Annotated in this window: 16 protein-coding genes; 13 read left to right on the top strand and 3 right to left on the bottom strand. The window is 41.7% G+C overall.

The window, feature by feature from the left end:
• Positions 1–320: 320 nt before the first annotated feature.
• Both JOC94_RS09285 and JOC94_RS09290 read right to left on the bottom strand, forming a co-directional pair.
• Complete coding sequence (locus tag JOC94_RS09285) at positions 321–1,601, bottom strand: aminotransferase class V-fold PLP-dependent enzyme (RefSeq protein ID WP_077114420.1); 1,281 nt, start codon at positions 1,599–1,601, stop codon at positions 321–323.
• 23 nt (positions 1,602–1,624) lie between these two features.
• Positions 1,625–2,896 carry a dicarboxylate/amino acid:cation symporter gene (locus tag JOC94_RS09290; RefSeq protein ID WP_171974074.1) on the bottom strand — a complete coding sequence of 424 codons (1,272 nt, stop codon included), beginning with the start codon at positions 2,894–2,896 and terminating at the stop codon, positions 1,625–1,627.
• Between the two features lie 433 nt (positions 2,897–3,329).
• Between JOC94_RS09290 and JOC94_RS09295 the strand changes: the two genes are divergently transcribed.
• Complete coding sequence (locus tag JOC94_RS09295) at positions 3,330–4,223, top strand: LysR family transcriptional regulator (protein ID WP_077114418.1); 894 nt, start codon at positions 3,330–3,332, stop codon at positions 4,221–4,223.
• 30 nt (positions 4,224–4,253) lie between these two features.
• Here the strand turns inward: JOC94_RS09295 and uvsE are convergent, their stop codons facing one another.
• Positions 4,254–5,219 carry a UV DNA damage repair endonuclease UvsE gene (gene uvsE / locus JOC94_RS09300; protein WP_077114416.1) on the bottom strand — a complete coding sequence of 322 codons (966 nt, stop codon included), beginning with the start codon at positions 5,217–5,219 and terminating at the stop codon, positions 4,254–4,256.
• 609 nt (positions 5,220–5,828) lie between these two features.
• Here uvsE and JOC94_RS09305 point away from each other — a divergent pair.
• The 12 genes from JOC94_RS09305 to JOC94_RS09360 all read left to right on the top strand — a co-directional run bounded on the left by JOC94_RS09305 (position 5,829) and on the right by JOC94_RS09360 (position 20,289).
• Complete coding sequence (locus tag JOC94_RS09305; RefSeq protein ID WP_077114414.1) at positions 5,829–6,371, top strand: helix-turn-helix domain-containing protein; 543 nt, start codon at positions 5,829–5,831, stop codon at positions 6,369–6,371.
• A 25-nt stretch (positions 6,372–6,396) separates the two neighbouring features.
• Positions 6,397–8,439, top strand: a complete 2,043-nt coding sequence (locus JOC94_RS09310) for a hydantoinase/oxoprolinase family protein (protein WP_077114412.1) — start codon at positions 6,397–6,399, stop codon at positions 8,437–8,439.
• Positions 8,432–10,198, top strand: a complete 1,767-nt coding sequence (locus JOC94_RS09315; RefSeq protein WP_077114410.1) for a hydantoinase B/oxoprolinase family protein — start codon at positions 8,432–8,434, stop codon at positions 10,196–10,198. The genes JOC94_RS09310 and JOC94_RS09315 overlap by 8 nt, the downstream gene beginning before the upstream one ends.
• 200 nt (positions 10,199–10,398) lie before the next feature.
• Entirely contained in the window at positions 10,399–11,673 is a 1,275-nt protein-coding gene (locus JOC94_RS09320; protein WP_077114408.1) for a purine-cytosine permease family protein, read from the top strand.
• Positions 11,674–12,432, top strand: a complete 759-nt coding sequence (locus tag JOC94_RS09325) for an aspartate/glutamate racemase family protein (RefSeq protein WP_077114406.1) — start codon at positions 11,674–11,676, stop codon at positions 12,430–12,432.
• A gap of 474 nt (positions 12,433–12,906) precedes the next feature.
• Complete coding sequence (locus tag JOC94_RS09330) at positions 12,907–13,050, top strand: hypothetical protein (protein WP_171974073.1); 144 nt, start codon at positions 12,907–12,909, stop codon at positions 13,048–13,050.
• A 168-nt stretch (positions 13,051–13,218) separates the two neighbouring features.
• A complete protein-coding gene (locus JOC94_RS09335; RefSeq protein WP_077114405.1) occupies positions 13,219–15,261 on the top strand; it encodes a hydantoinase/oxoprolinase family protein in 2,043 nt (680 codons plus the stop codon).
• A gap of 1 nt (position 15,262) precedes the next feature.
• The gene (locus JOC94_RS09340) at positions 15,263–17,011 is read left to right on the top strand and encodes a hydantoinase B/oxoprolinase family protein (protein ID WP_077114403.1); all 1,749 of its coding nucleotides are present in this window, start codon (positions 15,263–15,265) and stop codon (positions 17,009–17,011) included.
• A complete protein-coding gene (locus tag JOC94_RS09345) occupies positions 17,008–17,325 on the top strand; it encodes a cupin domain-containing protein (RefSeq protein WP_077114401.1) in 318 nt (105 codons plus the stop codon). The genes JOC94_RS09340 and JOC94_RS09345 overlap by 4 nt, the downstream gene beginning before the upstream one ends.
• Positions 17,326–17,461: 136 nt before the next feature.
• Positions 17,462–18,784, top strand: a complete 1,323-nt coding sequence (locus tag JOC94_RS09350) for a purine-cytosine permease family protein (RefSeq protein ID WP_077114400.1) — start codon at positions 17,462–17,464, stop codon at positions 18,782–18,784.
• A complete protein-coding gene (locus JOC94_RS09355) occupies positions 18,781–19,512 on the top strand; it encodes an aspartate/glutamate racemase family protein (RefSeq protein WP_077114398.1) in 732 nt (243 codons plus the stop codon). The genes JOC94_RS09350 and JOC94_RS09355 overlap by 4 nt, the downstream gene beginning before the upstream one ends.
• A gap of 21 nt (positions 19,513–19,533) precedes the next feature.
• Complete coding sequence (locus JOC94_RS09360; protein WP_077114396.1) at positions 19,534–20,289, top strand: aspartate/glutamate racemase family protein; 756 nt, start codon at positions 19,534–19,536, stop codon at positions 20,287–20,289.
• Positions 20,290–20,818 lie beyond the last annotated feature (529 nt).

Below are 20,818 nucleotides of genomic sequence, written 5' to 3' on the forward strand. Positions count from 1 at the left end.
CTGCTGATGACATTTCATTTTTCTCCGAAAAAGAAGGGGGATTTCTCGTGCTGCTAAAGAAATATCCGTCACTTCTCTAAATAACTCCTTAATTGCTTATCAGGCTAATTACTCTGATTTGAACGGTCGGCTGGGGTACAATAGCGAATAATTACTTTTCAACTGTTGGGCTAAGTATAGGGGAAGGAGCAAAGTGAAAAGACGACCCCGCAAATGCTGAAGTCGTCTTATCGTTCACTCACCGGAATATTTGTATGTAGGATATCCGTATAGGTTATAATGCTTCACTCTTGGGCTTATATTTTAAAAATATTTCCGATTTAAATTTGGCCTGCTGCAATCCCTTCTGTTACTTCTAAGAATCTGTCGACATCTTCCTCTCTATGGCAGTGGATGGGAGAGACACGGACGATGGCATCGAGACTGACGGCGTTGAGAATGCGCTTTGAATAATGGCTAGTTGATTCTCGGGCATAGACAAGGATGCCTTGTTCTCCATACTTACGTATCACATCTGTACAAGAAAGGTTATCGAATGTAAGTGCAAGAATCAAATCTTGATTCACTCCATTTATTTCTTCAAAATGGACATTGACATTTTCCATTTGCTTTGTACCTGGCTGCCGTTCAGAGCCATTCAAAAGCCGATGGAGAATGGCTTGTTCTTGAAGATGAATCCGATTCATTCCTTCTTCGATAAGCGCGCGCCGATCTTCACTGTTAATGAAGTAGGCACCAATCCTGCAAATATAGTCGATGACTTTGCTGAATGATGCGTAGTGGGCCGGAGTCGGGCTTCCTACACTCCAGTTATTTTCTGGAGTGGCAAGTAGCCGATGATGTGGAAGGCAGGCGACGCGGTCCGACAGATAAGCGAAGCCAATTCCCCGGTTTCCGAACATTTTGTATGGAGCGATATTGAGCGCATCTATTCCCCAGCTGTTGACGTCAATTGGGCCGTGCGGCGCCCCCTGAACGGCATCTACCACGATAAAGACAGCGGGATTCTTTTCCCGAATTGCGGAAGCATATGTATGAATATCGTGCATCGCCCCTGTGATATTGGATGTCATAATGATGGATGCCATGACTGTATTTTCATCGATTAACTCCAAAATATGATCGAGTGGAATGCTTCCGGATGCCGGGTTTGCATCGGCTACACGAAGTTCATGTCCAAACCAATCCGAAGCAAGTTGACAGGCATCAAAGGAAGACGGATGTTCGATAGCAGTTGTGACAATATTTCCTTTCTCAGAAGCTGAGGCTATTACTGTCACCATCTCGAACATCAGTTTTGAAGCGGTAAGGGAGGCGGCGACTGTGCCGTCTTTTGCATTCAAGAATAGTCGAATATCGCGCTCCCCTTGTTTAATTATTTCACGTATTTCAAGTGCAATATCATGTGTGCGTTCAGGGCAATCTGGAATGGAAGAAAGCTTACTCTGTGCATCCACCGCTGCCTTTAATCGAAGTGAACCACCTGCATTTTCGAAAAAGAGACGCTTGTTTCCAGCCGGGTCTTTATTCAAATATATAAATTGTGAAGCAATTTCGTTTCCAAGGTCGCTCGGAAAAAACTCAGTGTTTCGTTTAGTCATTTCTAACACAGCCTTCCTAATGTTTAAGAAATTTCTTGAGAAGATGTTGCAGTTAAAATTTTCTCTTTGTTTGCTCTATTGAATGCGGATTCATCAAGGTCATTCGTTTTCTTAGCGACGATTGTCGTTCCGGTCAAATCACTTGTGATGTTAACGGTTGTATGTCCCATGTCTATGACCGGCCAGATTGCTGCGAGGATTGGAATAAGGGTGAGCGGCATTCCAAGTGACTCTAAAAGAACGATTGACATGACCACACCAGCTCCTCTTACTCCGGCAGCCCCTATAGATAACACCAATCCAAGAAGAACGAACTGTACGATCATACCGAATGTTAAATCGATACCGTACAAGTTTGCTGCAAAAACAGAGATGATCCCAATGGCGACTGCAAACCCATCCATATTAGCGGTAGCACCGAATGGAATCGTAAAGCCCGCTGTACGTTCTGATATCCCCAGGTTCTTTTTTGCGACTTGCAGGGAAATTGGGATCGTCGCAGAGCTGGTGGATGTAGTGAAAGCAAATAGCATGGATGGATAGACGTTTTTATAGAATTGAAGCGGGCTCAGACCTGTCGTTAACTTAAGCAAAAACGGATAGACGAGCAAGACGACGACTAATAAGGCAATATAGTCTGCGATCACAAATTTTAAAACTTCACCCAGCATATCGGAGTCGAACTGACCGACGAGTCCTGCGAGGAGTGCAAGGATGCCGTAAGGAGCAAGTTGAATTACATAATTCGTCAACTTCATCATGATGTCTGAGCTTTCATTAACAAAATTTGTTATTGTGGATGTCTTTTCCTTGCCCAAGGAAAGCATTACAAGTCCGATAAATACTGTAAAAATGATGATTTGCAACATTTCCAAGTTCGCCAGGGACTCAAAAATGTTTGTCGGTACCCAAGAGAGGAAATGTTCGACAAAGCTGAAATCCTGTGACTCAACCGATTCACCGTGATCGAGGATGGAACCGACCCCTTTACCAGGCTGAATGATGAAAGCTGTAAGAACACCAATTGTTGTTGCGATTAAGCTTGAAACAACAAGATAAATAAGAAAGCCGCCTCCAACCTTTCCAACTGACTTTGCATCTTTCATCTGTAAAATGCCGGCCAAGATGGAAGTGATGACCAACGGAATAATGAGCATTTGCAGGAGTCTGAGGAATAGTGTGCCAAAGGGTTCAAAATACTTGACGTTTTCCCCAAGCATGAAGCCTAAAAGAACACCGATCAGCCCTCCGAGCGCTATCTGCTTGTACAGCGGTTGTCTCATCCACCATTTCATGTGCATTTCTCCTCGTATCGTATATTTAGGCTTCCTTTAATGCCTATCAATTTTTACTTGTAGCGTCCTGGACGTTAGTACATGATGTTTTTACACCATCTTTAGGCGCGATGAATGCTGATGACCTACCCTGTAGTTTACGATCATATAGGTATGTGACCGTTTTTTTTGATTGCCGCCTTAGTACGGTCACGATCCTACGTTAAGTTGATGAAATCGTTTAGGCTTTTTAGACAGACCGTTTAGCTTAAAGGTTATTTTTCAATAAGTTCGAAGATTGGGAATAAAATATTTATTTATTTTTTATTTGACATTTCACCTCAGGCCTCATACTATGAAATCCCTTTCATGAAGTGTATCACCGTTCCGATATATAGTAAAATTAAATTTAAAGGATTGAAATATTAAAGAATTAGATATTAGGAGGAACTATATGAACCCGGTCCAATTGGAAACGTATTTAGCGATTGTTCGTCAAGGAAGTTTATCCAGGGCAGCTCACCATTTATTTGTATCTCAGTCTACAATTAGCCAAAGGCTTGATTCTCTGGAGAAAGAATATGGAGTAAAATTGCTGAATAGAGAAAAAGGAGTAAAGAGCATTTCGCTTACGAATGAGGGAGAGCGTTTCTACCAGCTTGCATTAAAATATGAGACTCTTATGATTGAGGCAAGAAGCATTGGAAAAATGCAAGAAGGAACAACGGTGACAGTTGGTGCAGTTGATAGCGTTCATAATTACATTTTACATGACTTATATGCCAGGATTATAGATGAACTGCCACATATCCGACTGGGAATACATACTTATCAGTCAGATCAAATCTACTCATTAATTGCCGGTAATCAATTGGATATTGGTTTTTCCCTGCAGGATCGGATTATGCGCGATGTGAAAGTCACTCAACTATTTGAAGAGCAAATGGTGTTAGTTTATCCAACCGAAGATGGCGAATCAGTAGTTGAAAACGGCAGCTTGAATCCTACAAAGCAACTTTTAATCAACTGGGGTGCCGAATATCAAATTTGGCATGAGAAACACTGGGGTCCGGTGGCTAACACTGCAATTCAAGTGGATACCGTTAAGATGCTCTATATGTTTCTTTCGAAAGGCGGTTATTGGGCAATTGTTCCTATCTCAGTTGCACGAGCATTGAGGGAAAAGGGAGGGTGGCCAATCTTACAACTGACTGACCGTCCGCCCAATCGGGTCTGTTACTATGTTGCCAAAGAAGAGATCAATCAGGCAGCTCGTGAAGTAAGTGAAGTTATTTTTCGATCTGGAGAACTGATTGGGCAGATTGTAAAATTGTGGGAGGATGGTTAGCATGCACATTTTCATGTATAGCAAAAATCATTAACGTAAAAAGAAAGATGACCCATCCACAATTTCGACATCCTCCCGCTTCTTGCAGTCTTCCATCAATGTAAAGAGGGCCTGATCTTTCATCTTTGCTTCGATCATACAGTCAATTTGCGGGACGGATCCCTTTATTTCATGTAAAAATGCGAAAAACATGTCGGCATCTACATAATCTGCGTGATGGCGAAAGGTTTTTTCGCTTTTGGGGCTGGAAATATGCATTTTAATTGGAAAGGGAGAATCTTTCCAAGTTTGTGTGACCCGGTCCCAGCGCTCTTCCCAATGGGGGTCCTTGTGATGGGCGAGGTGATGATGATAGTCAAACACCAAGGGGATGCCAAGCTTTTCACAAAGATACAAGGTGTCATCCAGGGTGAACGATGTATCGTCATTTTCAAGCATGATCATCCGTTGGATCGCAGGCGGCAGCAACATCCAATTGTCTACGAATCGTTCCAACGACTGGACGGTCTCCTTATAATTGCCGCCTACATGCATGACACAACGATGGGTTTGATCGAGGCCCATCCCTTTCAACAATAAATAATGAAGCTTTAAATTTTGTACGGAGTTTTTCAGCACCTCTTGCTTGGGAGAATTAATCAATACAAAATGATCCGGATGAAAATCGACTCTCATCCGGTGTTTTTTGGCAAAAGCTCCTACTTCACGCAACATCCCCAACAATGGCGCAAGGTAATCCCAATCCAATAATTCCTCATGTGTGGCAAGTGGAATAAGCCGCGAAGTCATTCGATAAAAGTGTATCTCATTTATCAGATTATGCTTAAAAAGCCGCAGTGTATTTTCCAGATTGTTAAGCGCAATCCGTTCTAGCTTACGAATGGCAGCTTCCCGGTCCTTTATTTTTTGAAATTGTGAAAATGTCATTGTTTTTGATGGGGAAGCATTTTGAAGTTCCATACTCATGGCGACATAGCCGAGACGTACAAGAGTCATATTGCCCACCTCAATGGTTAGTATGGACATGATAGCCGGCACTCATGTAAAAAATGATGAGACTTCATGTTAACCTGGCTATTTTTTTCGCCAATGCTAGCTATTTCTGCGGATACGATTATCCGGATTTGAAAAATACGAGCAAGAAATACAATACTCACCGCTTTTCAGACTTTACGATCCGGCTCACTCCTAACACGATCCTCTAGAGCAAGCGGTCGCCATCCCGGTTGATCGTACTGAAAAAGGAAGGTGTCCAATCAGCCGAGTTTTCGGCCTTTGGGCGCCTTCCTCTTTAATTATATTATGCTATTCCTTCTATCTTTTTATAGATACACCTTTTTCGGACACCTCTTTCTTCCTCGCTTTTGCTTTCGATCATGCCAAATTCTCTCACATCTTCCCGCCATCTCCTTTTGTTTTGCCAATGACAGCTGGCTCCAATACCCCCGTTCACTGTTTTTTCGTCATCATTCCATACTGATACATAATAAAGTGTTAAGAATTGCGGAAGCAGTCCACATAAAAAAAGTATTGTATATTTTAATAATTATGATATTATATTAATAATTTAATATATACTATAAAATTTAAGGTGATACTAAAATTATGGAAAGTGTTTCGCGGAAGATTAGAGAGTTTAGGAAAGCTAAAGGGATGACGTTAAAGGAGTTAAGTGAAGCTACAGAGTTATCAGTGGGTTTTTTATCCCAGGTTGAAAGGGGCTCTTCCTCATTGGCAATCACTTCTTTAAAGAAGATAGCCGATGCGTTGCAGATTGAAATGGCAGATTTTTTTCAAAAGGATATAGCGATTAAGTATATCAACAAGCAGGAGGATCAAAAGCCATTTCAAACAACGAGATCAGATTCTATATTTACGATGTTAAGCGGCCATTTTAATGACAGAAAAATGGAAGCGTTTAAAGTTTTGGTGAAGCCGTTGCAAGTTGATACATTTACCTTTGGACATCCAGGCGAGGAGTTTCACTATGTATTAAAAGGGGCCATCATTTTTGTGGTTGAACAGGAAGAGTTTTATTTAAAGGAAGGGGAGTCTATTCACTTTCCTTCAGAACTGAAGCATATGTGGAAGAACCCGCTTAATGAAGAAACGGTTATTATCAGTGTTTTGACACCGGTGATTTTTTAACAACAAGTTAGGGGAGTGGGATGACATGAGAGTGGCAACAGATATTGGAGGCACATTCACAGATCTGGCATATATTGATGATTCTGGAAAGCTGCGGGTTGATAAAAGCCCTACGACTCCTCCACATTTTGAAAGAGGGGTTATGAATGTAATCGAAAAAAATCATGTCGAAACAATTGATCAATTTATTCATGGGTCTACCGTTGTCATCAATGCCATTACGGAAAGGAAAGGTGTGAAAACCGGACTCATCACGACAAAAGGGTTTAGGGATGTACTGGAGATTGCTCGCGGGAACAGACCGGATCTCTTTAATATTCGATATAAAAAGCCGACTCCTTTTGTGGAGCGGCTTTTAAGAAAAGAGGTAAATGAACGGATCAATTATAAAGGAGAAGTCATGCAACCGCTCCATATACATGAACTGAAAGAGATTGTCGAGGAGTTTAAGTCCGAAGGAGTGGAAGCGATCGGCATTGTCTTTTTGCATTCTTATATCAATCCGAAGCATGAAATTTTAGCCAGAGAAGAGGTCATGAAGCTTTGGCCGGAAGTGTTCGTGAGCGTGTCCCACGAATTGACAAAGGAATGGAGAGAATATGAGAGAACAAGCACGACAGTGTTAAATGCCTATGTTCAACCAATTGCATCCACCTATATTGACAATCTCCAAGAAGAGATAACTGAGCGGTCGCCTGATAAAAACTATATTATGCAATCCAATGGCGGAACGACAACTTTTGCCGAAGCCAAAAAACAATCCATCAATATGCTGGAATCGGGGCCAGTGGCTGGTGTTTATGGGGCTGCTATCTTGGGGGAGTTGATCGGTGAAAAAAATATGATCGCGTTTGATATTGGCGGGACAACCGCTAAATGTTCCCTGATCGAGAATGGAGAAATGAAAGTCTCTACTGATTATTACATTGAAAGAGATAGCAGAAATGCCGGATATCCGGTAAAGGTGCCAGTTGTTGATATTGTTGAAATCGGCAATGGCGGGGGATCAATAGCTTGGATAGATGAAGGACGGTCCTTAAAGGTCGGGCCGCAATCGGCGGGTGCTTCGCCTGGGCCAGTGGCGTATAACAGGGGCGGAACAGAACCCACTACTACGGATGCGAATCTTTATACCGGAAGGTTATCGCCCAATCATTTCGACTATTCCGTTGACATGAAAAAGGTGGAGGCCGCATTACAGGAAAAGATCGCAAAAGCGTTCCATATAAGTCCGGAAGAAGCAGCCTTGGGCATTATTCGAATCGCCAACTCCAACATGCTTACGGCTTTAAAGCTCATCTCAATCCGTAAAGGCCATGATCCGCGCAATTTTTCCATTGTGGCTTTTGGTGGAGGCGGGTCCATGCATGCTGCCGCTCTTGCCAAAGAATTGGGTGTAAGGAAGGTAATCATTCCTTTTGCCTCTCCCGTTTTTTCTGCGTGGGGAATGTTGATGACGGATTTGAGAAACGATTATATTCAAACGTATATTCAAAGAACTGAGGAGTTGCATGTTGCCGACCTAAATGAAAAATGGATCACAATGGAAAAGTCGGCATTGGAAAAGCTTCGGGAAGAAGGGATGCCGGAAAAATCGATCGTTTTTTCCCGATTTATGGATATTCGTTATATCGGTCAAGAACATACGGTAAAGGTGCCTGTTCCAAACGGAAGGTGGACAAAAGAAACGATTGGGGAAATGATCGAGGCTTTTCATCATCTTCACGAAAAAAATTACACTTTTCAATTGCAAGGACAGGAAACAGAGATTGTAAACATTCATTTGGTGGCATTGGGAAGAACAGATAAACCTTCTTTAGAAGCGATTGAAAAAAGAGGGCATCTAGAGGACGCACTAATCGAAATCAGACCTGTTTACTATGAACAAGAAGGCTGGGTTCAAACAAACGTATACGCCCGAAGCAAACTGCCAACGGGAAAGCAGATTGAAGGGCCGGCAGTCATCGAAGAAAAAGCCGCGGTAACTGTGATCTATAAAGGACAAAATCTACATGCAGATAAATACGGCAATTTAATCATCGAAACAGGAGTAGGTTCAGATGAATAATATCCAAACACTCATGAAAGAACATGATCCATTCACATTGGAGATTGTCAGGGAATCACTGTTGTCCATTGGAGAAGAAATGTTTCACACATTGGCAAGAACCTCCATGAGCCCCATTATTTATGAGGTCCTTGATTTTGCTTGCGGCTTGACCGATAGACAGGGGCAGTTGCTCACGCAGGGCAACGGGGTTGCCGGATTTATCGGAACATTGAGTTATATGGTCAAAGATGTCATCAACAAATATGGCAGTACAAACGAGATTAAACCCGGAGATATTTTTATCATTAATGACCCATATGGCGGGGGAGGAACACATTTATCCGATGTTGGGTTGGTTATGCCTGTATTTTACAAGGAGCAATTATTGGGATTTTCCGCCAACAAAGCCCACTGGACAGAGGTCGGGGGAAAAGATCCGGGATCTTTTACCAATGATTCAACAGATATTTATCAAGAAGGGCTCCAGTTTCCGTGTATTAAGCTCTGTGAGGAAGGAAAGATGAACGATGCTCTTGTTGAAATGATTAAAAGCAATGTCAGATTCCCTGAATTGTCTGTTGGTGATATGTGGGCGCAGATTGCCGCCTTGAAAATTGGCGGGAAACGCTTTAATGAACTATGTGAGCGTTACGGAAAAGATACCGTCGAGGCATCGATTAATCTTCTGTTATACCAAGGGGAACAGATGGCTTTGAAAGAAATCGCAAAGCTCCCCAATGGAACATATAAAGCTCAAAATTTTATAGATGGGGATGGGTTGGGCAACGGTCCTTTTCCCATTCAGGTAACAGTGACCATCACGGATGATGAGTTTATTTGTGATTTTAGAGGGAGTCACCCACAAGTTCCGGGGCCGATCAATGGCTCCTATACAACGCTTGTTACGGATATTCGAACGATATTTTTAGCGATCACGAATCCATCCCAAGATGTCAATGACGGCGTATTTCGCCCCTTGAAAGTCATTACAGACCGGGCATCCATTTTTTCGGCGGAAAGACCCGCGCCTGTATCCAATTATTGGGAAAGTGGTTCTTCTGGAGCAGATTTAGTGTGGCAAGCACTCGCCTCCATTCTTCCCGGCCGCCTGACAGCAGGACATTTTCTATCAGTATGTTCCGTGACCTTGTCGGGAAATCATCCGGATTTCGGAGACCCTTATTTATTGGTTGAGCCTTCGGTTGGAGGATGGGGAGCGGGTGAGAAGCATGACGGTCAACGAGGACAATTTTGTATCGGAGACGGAGAAACCTATAATATTCCCGCAGAAATCGCAGAAGCCAGGTACGGGGTCATGATTGATGAATATCGTTTGAACTGTGATGGCAAAGGAGCAGGACAATTCATCGGCGGGGCAGGCACTATCCGCTCTTACCGAATTTTGTCTGACCAGGCCAAGGCTACTGTCACTTATGGCAGACATCTGTATGCGCCATGGGGAGTTAACGGTGGTGAAGAAGGATCGACAAACCGATTTTATATCCTGAAAAGCGATGGCACTTCTGATGGACCGTATGGAATGTATGCCAGATATCCTTTACGTGATGGGGATGTATTGAAGCTTGTGACTGGAACGGGCGGCGGTTATGGAAATCCTTATTTGCGGCCTGTCAATCAAGTAATCAGAGATGTTAAGAATGGTTACTTTTCTGTAGAGGATGCGGAAGAGAAGTTTGGTGTAGTGATGGACAGGCAAACTTGCCGATTTATCCGGGAAACGGAGAAAAGAAAGCAATTTCTTGAGAATATGAGTTAAGCAGAATAGGAGAGAAGGAAATCGACAGAGCTGCGTTTTTTTAAGAACCTTGCCACAATATCTATACAAAACGATTAATCTGCCAAATACAAGCGGATATCAGGACACTGTCAATGCAATCAAAGCAAAGGATAAGGTCTGATCGCTATTTCAATCATCATTTCCACTTTATCCTTTGCTTATATGAATGGGGGAACATAATGGCCGCTGAACAAAGAAAATTAGAAGATTATTATGCAAATAGACCGATTCCGTTGAATAAAAGAAAACATTGGCTTCATGTGGCCGCGATTTACTTTGGATTGACAGCATCACTATCCTCTTTTACAACTGCGGGAAGCTATATTACCGGTCTGTCACTCAGTCAAGCGATTGTTTCCAATATCACATCTTATTGTGTTTTGGCACTTGTGTTCTTTTTGCCGATGGGAATCATCGGAGCGAGAGAAGGCTTAAACACATACAACATTGGCGAAGGGGCATTTGGTGCTTTGGGCTCCAAGCTAACAACCGCCCTTGTTGTGACGATCATCCCAAGTATAGGATGGTATGGGATTCAAGTATCAATAGCCGCGGATGCGTTATCCCTTGGATTAGGAAGTCCCGAAGCCTTAACGCCTTGGATCATGATATTTTTGGGGATTTTATTTGCAATTCCGGCAATGTACGGAATCACTAGTATGGCTTGGTTAGATTTTATTAGTATTCCCATCATCTTATTTATCGTTGGATTTGGTCTGTATAAAGCGATTCATATAGGCGGCGGAATGGATGGTTTGTTTGCGTATGAACCGGAAACGGCAAAATCCATCTTATGGGGAATTAACTTATCTGTTGGCGGCATGATTATTGGGACTACATTTTTACCCGATTATGCTAGATGGACACATAAAAAGCCTTCGGGAATAGCGCTTTCTGGATTTGTCGGCTTATCACCCGAACTCCTTCTAGTTATTGTCGGTGTCATTATGGCATTGACAGCGTCTACACTGGGCGTTGATCAACCATGGAATGTTGCCGAAGTGTTGCATGCTTTGGGTCTTCCGGTCGTGGCATTATTTTTGGTCATTATTTTACAATGGACAACCAATATTACAGCAGCGTATAGCTCCGGGTTGGCATTGGAGAAAATATTTGGCTGGAGCAGGTTTTGGTGGACTTTTATCTCGGCGGTTCTCGGAACAGCATTAGCAATGTTTGGCATTATTGATCACTTTATCAACTTTATTATGTTATTGTCTATCTTTGTTTCACCCGTCGCCGGGGTTATTATGAGTGACTATTTCTTAGTGGCAAAAGGAAAACTCATTCGAAAAGATCTTATATACTGGCCCGGGATTGTTTCTTGGATATTTGGAAGCGTATTCGCATACTTTTTCCCTTATTTTATTGAAGCAATCAATGGTTTAATTGCAGGGGGAGTCTTTTACTGGTTGTATCACGTTATTACTTCAAAGAAAAAAGGAGAAGCATAAATGCAAAAGAAAATCCTATATATAGATCCCGTATATGATAATAGTTATTTGCGCGCGTTTAAAGAGCATTTTGAAAAAATTAAAAACGATGATATCGACATTCATGTAACTTCTTTAGGTGAAAAAAAAGGTCCGAAACATGTTGAGTATAGTTGTTATGAGGCAATGGTTATACCTGATTTGATTAAAACAGTGAAAGAAGCACAAGACAATCAGTTTGACGGCGTTGTTATAGGATGCTTTTATGACCCCGCGCTAAGAGCTTGCAGGGAAATTGCCGACAATATGATTGTTACCGCACCCGCTGAAGCTTCTTTTACTATCGCCAAGTCGCTTGGTGAAAATATAGCGATTATTGTGGGGCGGGAAAAAACAATCCCGGAAATCAAAAGAAATATATTTGAGTATGGAATGGAAAGGCGGTTTTCAACATTCAAGTCTGTTGGGCTCGGAGTTTTAGATTTTCAAAAAGATCATGAAGTAACTATGCGGAAAATTCGCCATGCTGCCCAAGACGCGATAGAGAATCACCATGCGGATGTGATTATTTTAGGCTGCACAGCGGAGCTTGGATTTTATGAAGAGCTGCAAAAAGAGTTGGGTGTACCGGTGCTGGACGCAAGTATTGCCGCGTTAAAATATGCTGAATTTCTCGTTGAGATCAATAAAACATTGGGATGGGGCCATAGCAAAGTCAACGGATATGAGAGTCCGCCACCAGAAGAGGCGCGTTGTTTTGGCATTTTTGATAGAAATTAAAAACAACAATCGAAAAATGCCATCCAGATTTTCATTTTTGTCGGGATTAACAATGTAGGTAAAAAAACAACGCATAATCATTGCTTCTACGGAATTGTGATCTATGTGTTAGACCTTTTTTAACGAATTCGATTGCTCTAAGATCGTCTTTTTCTGAAATGTTGACGTGATAACTTACATTTTACGGGAAGGGACGATTTTATTTGTAAGATAAGGAACTGTCCATTTTGAAGCTTCATGGCCACCATCATACTTTTTTCCTTCACTGTCGAAATGCCGCAATATGTGTCACATGATGTCTAACTTTTTCAGCTTGTAAAAAAAATTATACAGTTTCTGTAAAAAATAATGCACACCAAATTTTGGAATACAAAAAGTTGACCTATGCAAAACGGTTCATGGCTGTTTATTTGTTTTGGCATATGAATTGCAAGTATAAAAAAGATAGCAGTTACACAACGAGGAGGGACAACCATGCAGCATTGTGTCGTATTGGTGATAGGAGGAAGGTTCTCGGTTGCGCTTGACCCGCTTATTGAAAACGCTTCCGAAGTGATCAAAATGAAAAATGCATCAAGGAGACAACGCGCCTTATCCGAGGCTAGAGTTGTCACCTGAAGAAGAGCAAACATTAAAAATGCAGATTCCGTTTTGCATGTATAGAAGGATGATGGATGGTTCATGTAATATCCCAAGATTAAGGAGTAATAAAGTTTCATCTTTATTATTTTCCAATAGAAAATCACTTTTAAATAACGAATTGGCAATAAGAAAGGTGGATATATGATGAGGGTTGCTACAGATATAGGTGGTACTTTTACGGATCTTGTTTATGTCGATGAGAAAGGAAGGGTCGGGATTGAAAAAAGCCATACCACCCCGCCTCATTTTGAAAAAGGTGTAATGGATGTACTGAATAAAGCAAAGGTCGATACTGAGAAGATTTCCATGTTTATACATGGAACAACGGTCATCATTAACGCCTTGACTGAAAGAAAAGGGGCGAAGGTTGGCCTGATTACCACGAAAGGATTTCGTGATGTGCTAGAAATTGCCAGGGGGAACCGGCCTGATTTATATAATATTCGTTATAAAAAACCCAAACCATTTGTGGAAAGACATTTACGCCTGGAAGTAAGTGAACGCTCAAATGATAAAGGCGAAGTATTATCGCCGCTTCTTCGTGAAGAAGTTGAAAAATGTGTGGATTATTTTAAAAAAGAAGGAGTGGAAGCGATCGCCGTATCCTATTTACACTCGTATGCCAATCCACAACATGAAAAAGAAACCGTAAATATAATCAAAGAACTTTGGCCGGAAGTATTGATTACGGCATCAAGTGATATTACGAAAGAGTGGAGAGAGTACGAAAGGACAAATACTGCTGTTTTAAATGCATATGTTCAACCGGCAGCCACTACTTATATCGATAAATTAGATCATGAGTTACATGAAAAAACCGATATGAAGCAACGATATATTATGCAATCAAATGGAGGAACCACAAAATTTGACAAGGTCAAGAAAACCCCCATTAACATGGTGGAATCCGGCCCGGTAGCTGGGATTTTTGGGGCAGCGGTTTTAGGTGAACTGATTCATGAAAAGAATATTATCGCGTTTGATATAGGGGGAACTACGGCAAAATGCTCTCTCATCGAAAATGGCGAAGTAAAAGTTTCTACAGATTATTACATTGAAAAGAATGCCCGAAATGCCGGTTATCCCATTAAAACTCCGGTTGTGGACATTGTGGAAATTGGTAATGGAGGCGGTTCCATTGCATGGATTGACAAAGCGGGAGCATTAAAAGTCGGGCCGCAATCTGCTGGCGCAAACCCGGGCCCAGTTGCTTACGGATTAGGAGGAACGGAACCGACTACAACAGATGCCAACTTGTTAACGGGTCGTTTATCGCCGAAAAACTTCGACTATAAAGTAGATTTAGATAATGTAAGATCAGCAATGGAACAAAAAATAGGCAATCATTTCGGCATATCTGCGGAAGAAGCCGCACTAGGGATTATTCGCATCGCAAATTCCAATATGTTAAATGCACTGAAATTAATATCAATCAGAAAGGGTTATAATCCCCAAGATTTTACCTTATTGGCCTTTGGAGGGGGCGGGTCAATGCACGCTCCTGCACTGGCATTAGAACTCGGCGTGAAAAAGGTAATTGTACCAATCGCTTCTCCGGTTTTTTCAGCATGGGGTATGTTAATGACTGATCTAAGACACGATTATATCCAAACGTATATAAAGCGTATGGACGAGCTTTCTTTAGAAGAAATGGACCAGCAATGGAACAATATTGAAAAGCATGCATTCAATCATTTTCAAGAAGAGGGAATGAGTGCTGCAAATGTTTTCTTTCAAAGGTTTGCAGATATGCGTTACTTAGGGCAAGAACATACGGTGAAGGTTCCCGTCCCTAATGGAAAGTGGAGTCAAGCGGACAAAGAGTCCATCATTGAAACATTTCATGCACTCCATGAAAAAAACTATACATTTAAATTGGAAGAAACCGCTACGGAAATTGTCAACCTCCATGTCATTGCCCTCGGAAAAGTACCGAAGCCTTTAATTGCGGAAATAACGAGATCGGGGAACGTAGAGGAAGCTAAAAAGGAGTATCGGGATATTTATTATGAGGGCAAAGGCTGGGTCAACACGCCGATTTATGACCGAGATAAACTGCCGCCAAAAGTAGAAATTCAGGGACCGGCTGTCGTAGAAGAAAAATCAGCTGTAACAGTCATATATGAAAGTCAAAAACTACATGTAGACCATTATGGGAACCTGATTATTGAAATGGAGGAAAGGTAGTATGACAACAACTATGAAAGTAGATCCTTTTACGCTGGAAATTGTGAAAGACTCACTTTTGGCGATAGGGGATGAAATGTTTGTGGCACTGGCTCGTACATCCATGAGTCCCATTATTTACGAAGTACTTGATTATGCAAGCGGCTTGACTGATTCAGAGGGAAACTTGCTTACTCAAGGAAATGGTGTGACAGGTTTTATTGGGATGTTGACATTTATGGTGAAGGAAACGCTTCGTAAATATCCTGGCGACCAGCTGAAGCCAGGGGATATCATCATCATTAATGATCCGTATAATGGCGGGGGTTCTCACTTATCTGATGTTGGCCTCGTGATGCCTATATTTGCTGAAGGCAAGCTGGTCGCTTTTTCCGCCAATAAAGCCCACTGGACAGAGGTAGGGGGAAAGGATCCCGGTTCGTTTACAAACGATGCGGTCGATATATTTCAAGAAGGTTTGCAGTTTCCTTGTATTAAGCTATATGACGCAGGTACCTTAAATGAGGGCATTGTTGAAATAATTCGATCCAATGTAAGATTTCCGGATCTTTCATTGGGGGATATGTGGGCACAGGTGGCGGCTTTGCGCACAGGTGATCGCCGTTTAAGAGAACTTTGCAGCAAACATGGCCGGGAGACAATCTTGGCTGCGATTGACTACTTATTAAATCACGGTGAAACGATGTCCCGCCAAGAACTTCAAAAGCTTCCAAAGGGTGTATTTACGGCGGAAGATTATATTGATACCGATGGCATGGGGAATGGCCCATTCAAAATTAAAGTGAAAGTTACGATTACGGATGATGAGTTTATATGCGATTTTCGAGGGAGCCACCCACAGGTTCCAGGTCCAATGAACTGTTCCTATACAGGTTTGATGTCTGCGGTAAGAGTCATTTTTTTAGCTGTTACCAATCCCGAGCAGGATGTCAACGACGGTGTCTTTCGCCCTTTAAAAGTATTAGTTGATCCAAAGTCGATCATGTCTGCCGAACGGCCGGTTCCTGTTTCTAATTATTTTGAAACGCTGCTAGGCAGTTTGGATTTAGTTTGGAAAGCGTTGGCACCACATTTGCCTAATCGGCTCACTGCTGGCCATCATTTATCCGTCAGTTCTGTCACCTTGTCCGGCAATCATCACGATACCCGAGAGCCGTTCTTAATTGTCGAACCATCGGTTGGTGGCTGGGGTGGGGCCGAAGGCCAAGATGGCGCTTCAGGACAATTTTGTATTGCGGATGGAGAAACATATAACATTCCCATAGAGGTGGCTGAGACGCGATACGGGGTACGGGTAGATGAATACAGCTTGCGTGAGGATGGCACGGGGGCTGGTGCGGGAGAATATATCGGCGGTAAAGGTGTCATTCGAGCTTACAGGGCATTGTCGGATGATCAAGCGGCCACGATTACTTACGGACGCAACAAATTCAGTCCGTGGGGCATGAAAGGCGGCAATGATGGTTCGCCAAATGAGTTTTATATTCATAAATCAAACGGGGAAATTGATGGGCCATATGGTGTCTATCCTCGATATAAGCTTAACAAGAATGATGTGATTCGCTTAATGACAGGAACAGGCGGTGGATATGGAAACCCTCGAAAACGGCCTGCTGAAAAAGTTGCTCAGGACGTTAAAAATGGTTATTTCACAGTGGATGAGGCAAGAGAGCATTTTTTGGTAGAAGTAGATCCGCTTACGTTTGAATATAAAGAGCTGCCTGGAAGACATTTGGAGGGGAAACAATGAATATAAAAAAACCTGATTTTAGTGAAAAAGAAACGGTGAAAAGTCTTTTTCAAAGAAAGTTTCCTGGAGCAGAAATCGACTTTGGCTTTGTCTCCATACCAAGCGGTGAACGTTTGCCAAAAGAAGGAACGACAAGCCATACAGAGCATGAGTACGCTTATATTGTGAAAGGTAGTTTGTCTGGTGAAAGTGGAGGGAATCCTTTTGAAATAAGTGCGGGTGAGGCATCTTATATACCAGCCGGAGAAAAGCATTGGTGCGTGAATAAAAGTAAAAGTGCTTGTGAATTAGTATACGCCTTAATAAAGGCTTGATGTTCCATAGAGCAATAGAATAGGAGAAATAGTTTTCCTATTCTATTGCTAGAACAGAAAAAGAATAGTTTCAAGATGATGGAATTGTGAAAAGTCATTATATTCCCAAAACATGATTTATCAAAGGAGGAAGAGTATGGGAAATACAGCCGTTAAAAAGACAACCACGACCACGAATGAGAGTAATGTAATTAAAAGTGAAGAGTATTATTCTACAAACCCCATTCCATACAAAGATAGAAAGTCATGGCTGGGTGTAGCGGCGATTTTTTTTGGCATGACAGCAGCTATCTCCTCCTTTGCAACTGGTGGTGGACTGATTGTGAATTTAACACTCACCCAAGCAACCCTATCATTAGGTATTGCCACAGCCATTTTACTTTGTCTCTTTTATATTCCAATGGGAGTGATTGGCGCAAAAGAGGGATTGAACACTTACATGGTAGGGGAAGCAGCTTTTGGAAAGAAAGGAACCAATATCGCAACAGGTATGGTGATAGGGGCCTTGCCTGCCTTTGGATGGTATGGTGTACAAGTGTCAATTGCTGCAGAAGCATTAAATCAGGCTTTTGGGGGTCATACGAATCTAGTGCCTCTATTCATGATTATTATCGGTTTGTTATTTGTTGTTCCGGCATTGTTTGGGATCACCAGCATGGCTTGGTTGGATTATGTAAGCATTCCGGCTATTTTGGGGATTACCATTTTAGGGGTTATTAAAGTTTTTAATACTTCGGATTTATCCCATGTACTATCGTATCAACCTGCTACTACAGAATCTCTCTTTTGGGGAATCAATATTGTGATAGGAAGTATGGTGGCAGGTGCTTCGTTTGCGCCCGATTATACTCGTTGGACCCATCCAAAGGTTTCTAGTGTTTCTCTTTCAGGGATTGTTGGCATAGTGGCGCCACTTATTATATTAACGCTGATAGGAGCCATGATGGCACTCACGGCAACAACGCTTGGGGTTGATGAACCTTGGAATATCTCGCAAGTACTATCGGTTTTAGGTTTGCCAGCCATTGCCTTGATATTTGTTATTTTGCTACAATGGACCACCAATATCGTGGCAGCTTACAGTGCGGGTTTAGCACTGACAAAAGCATTTGGATGGAGTAGATTTTGGTGGACACTCATCGTCGCAATAGTCGGTACAGCACTATCAATATTCGGAATTGTCAAATTTTTTCTGTTGTTTTTAGGATTGCTTGCCGTTTTTGTCTCACCAGTTGCCGGTGTGTTAATCAGTGAATACTTTTTTGTATCAAAAGGACAATTTAATCGAAAAGAAGGCTTTTACTGGCCTGGTATTATCACTTGGCTGATTGGGGGATTTGTAGCTTATTTTATCCCGTATTTCATACCTGCTGTGAATGGCTTTATCATTAGTTTTGTTTTGTATACTGTCTATCATAAATTCATTAAAAAGACGCCAAACGAGAAGGTGGCAGAATGAAAAGGATATTATTTCTGAATCCTATCCATACCAATATTTTTAATCAGCCTTATCTTGAAATCTTAAAACAATATAAAAATAAAGAGACAGAGATTGAAGTAACATCTCTTGAGGGCGTCGGTCCCAAGCATTTAGAGTATACCTGCTATGAGGCGATCGCCATGCCTAATATTGTGAAAAAGGTTAAAGAAGCAGAAAACGCGGGCTTCGATGGCATGGTGATTGGTTGCTTTTATGATACGGCACTTAGAGCGGCACGAGAAGTAAGTCAAAATATGATGATCACTGCTCCAGCTGAATCATCTCTTCATATTGGCGCTACTTTAGGGGAATCTATCTCTATTATAGTAGGGCAGCGAAAGTGGATTCCTGAAATGCAGGAAAATGTTTCACATTACGGTTATACAAATAAAGTAACATCTTTTAAATCTGTCAACCTGGGAGTCCATGAATTTCAGAAAGATCTCACAGAAACTAAAAAGAGAATTATGCAAGCCTCAAAAGAAGCCATTAAAAAGGACGGGGCAGATGTCATCATTTTAGGCTGTACGGCCGAGTTTGGCATGTATGGAGAGCTTCAAGAAGAATTAGGCATACCAGTAATTGACTCAGGATTGGCGGCATTTAAATATGCGGAATTACTGACCGAAATGAAAGGAAAAATGAATTGGTCCCACAGTAAAAGAATTGGGTACCAGTCCCCGCTCTTAGAAGAAAATTTCGTATAAAAGATGAGGAGATGATCAAGAGTGAAGAAAATTTTATTTATAAATCCTATTCATACAGATATTTTTAATCATGAATTTAAAAAAATGTTAAATAATTCCAAACTACAGGATACCAGTGTAGATGTAGTCTCTTTAGAAAACGGGAAGGGACCATGCCACTTACAATACCATTCATATGAGGCAATGGTGATGCCGAAAATCATACAAAGAGTTCGAGAAGCGGAAGAGGAAAACTATGATGCCGTGATTATTGGATGCTTTTATGATACCGCTTTAAGAGCGAGCAGAGAAATTAGCAGAAAAATGGTTGTGGCAGCTCCAGCAGAATCTTCCCTTCATATCGCATCAACTCTTGGGGAAACGATTTCCATCATTGTCAGTGAAAAAAAGTGTATACCTGAGATGAGAGAAAACGTAAGGAAATATGGATTTGGTGAAAGAGTCGTTTCTTTTAAGTCTGTTGATTTAAAAGTGCATGAATTTCAAAAAGATCTACAGGAAACAAAAAGAAGAATTTTGCAAGCCTCGAAAGAAGCTATTGAAAAAGATGGGGCGGATATCATTGTTTTAGGGTGTACAGCAGAATTTGGAACGTATGATGAAATTCAACAAGAGTTGGGGATTCCAGTGATTGATTCCGGTTTGGCGGCATTTAAATATGCTGAATTCTTGATTGAAATAAAAGATAAAATGAATTGGACACATAGTAAATTAATAGGCTATCAATCCCCACCCGAAGAAGAGGTCCAATCTTTTGGGATTCTCATGCAGAAATGAACTTTTGTTCAAAAGAGGATCGAATCATATAAGAATTTTTACCTGAATGTTCCCAAGGCATTGTGTTATCATGAGGCTGGGACATAAGTTGAAAGCTGATTGATATTCGTAAAAATCGTGAGAATAAAGCCGCGTTAAATCAAGGTTTTCAAACTTGATTTAACGCGGTTTATTCATTTTTACAGGGTTCTGTCCCGGCCCCTTATTTGTGTTAAAAAAATCCCTATCATCGCTACGTCAAAATATTTCGCTTTCCGCAGGCACGGCTTCAGCTTCCTCGGAAAGCAAAGGTCGCTTTCCTGCGGGATCTTCAGCTCGAGCTATTCCCGCAGGAGTCTACCTATTTTGACTACGCTAAAAGCTTACGTATACACTGGACAATTTATCCGGCATGTAAGGTGCCGTAAGACTCCCACTTCAAAATCTTGAGTGAATACAAAAGGTCCAAGTGGGAGAAAACGGCACCTAAATGCCCGATTGGTTCAACTAACATTCAGTAGGAGCCCTACTGAATGAAGTTTCACTTTAT

Origin of the sequence: Siminovitchia thermophila (genome assembly GCF_016909185.1) — a bacterium.
Classification (GTDB): Bacteria; Bacillota; Bacilli; order Bacillales; family Bacillaceae_C; genus Siminovitchia; species Siminovitchia thermophila.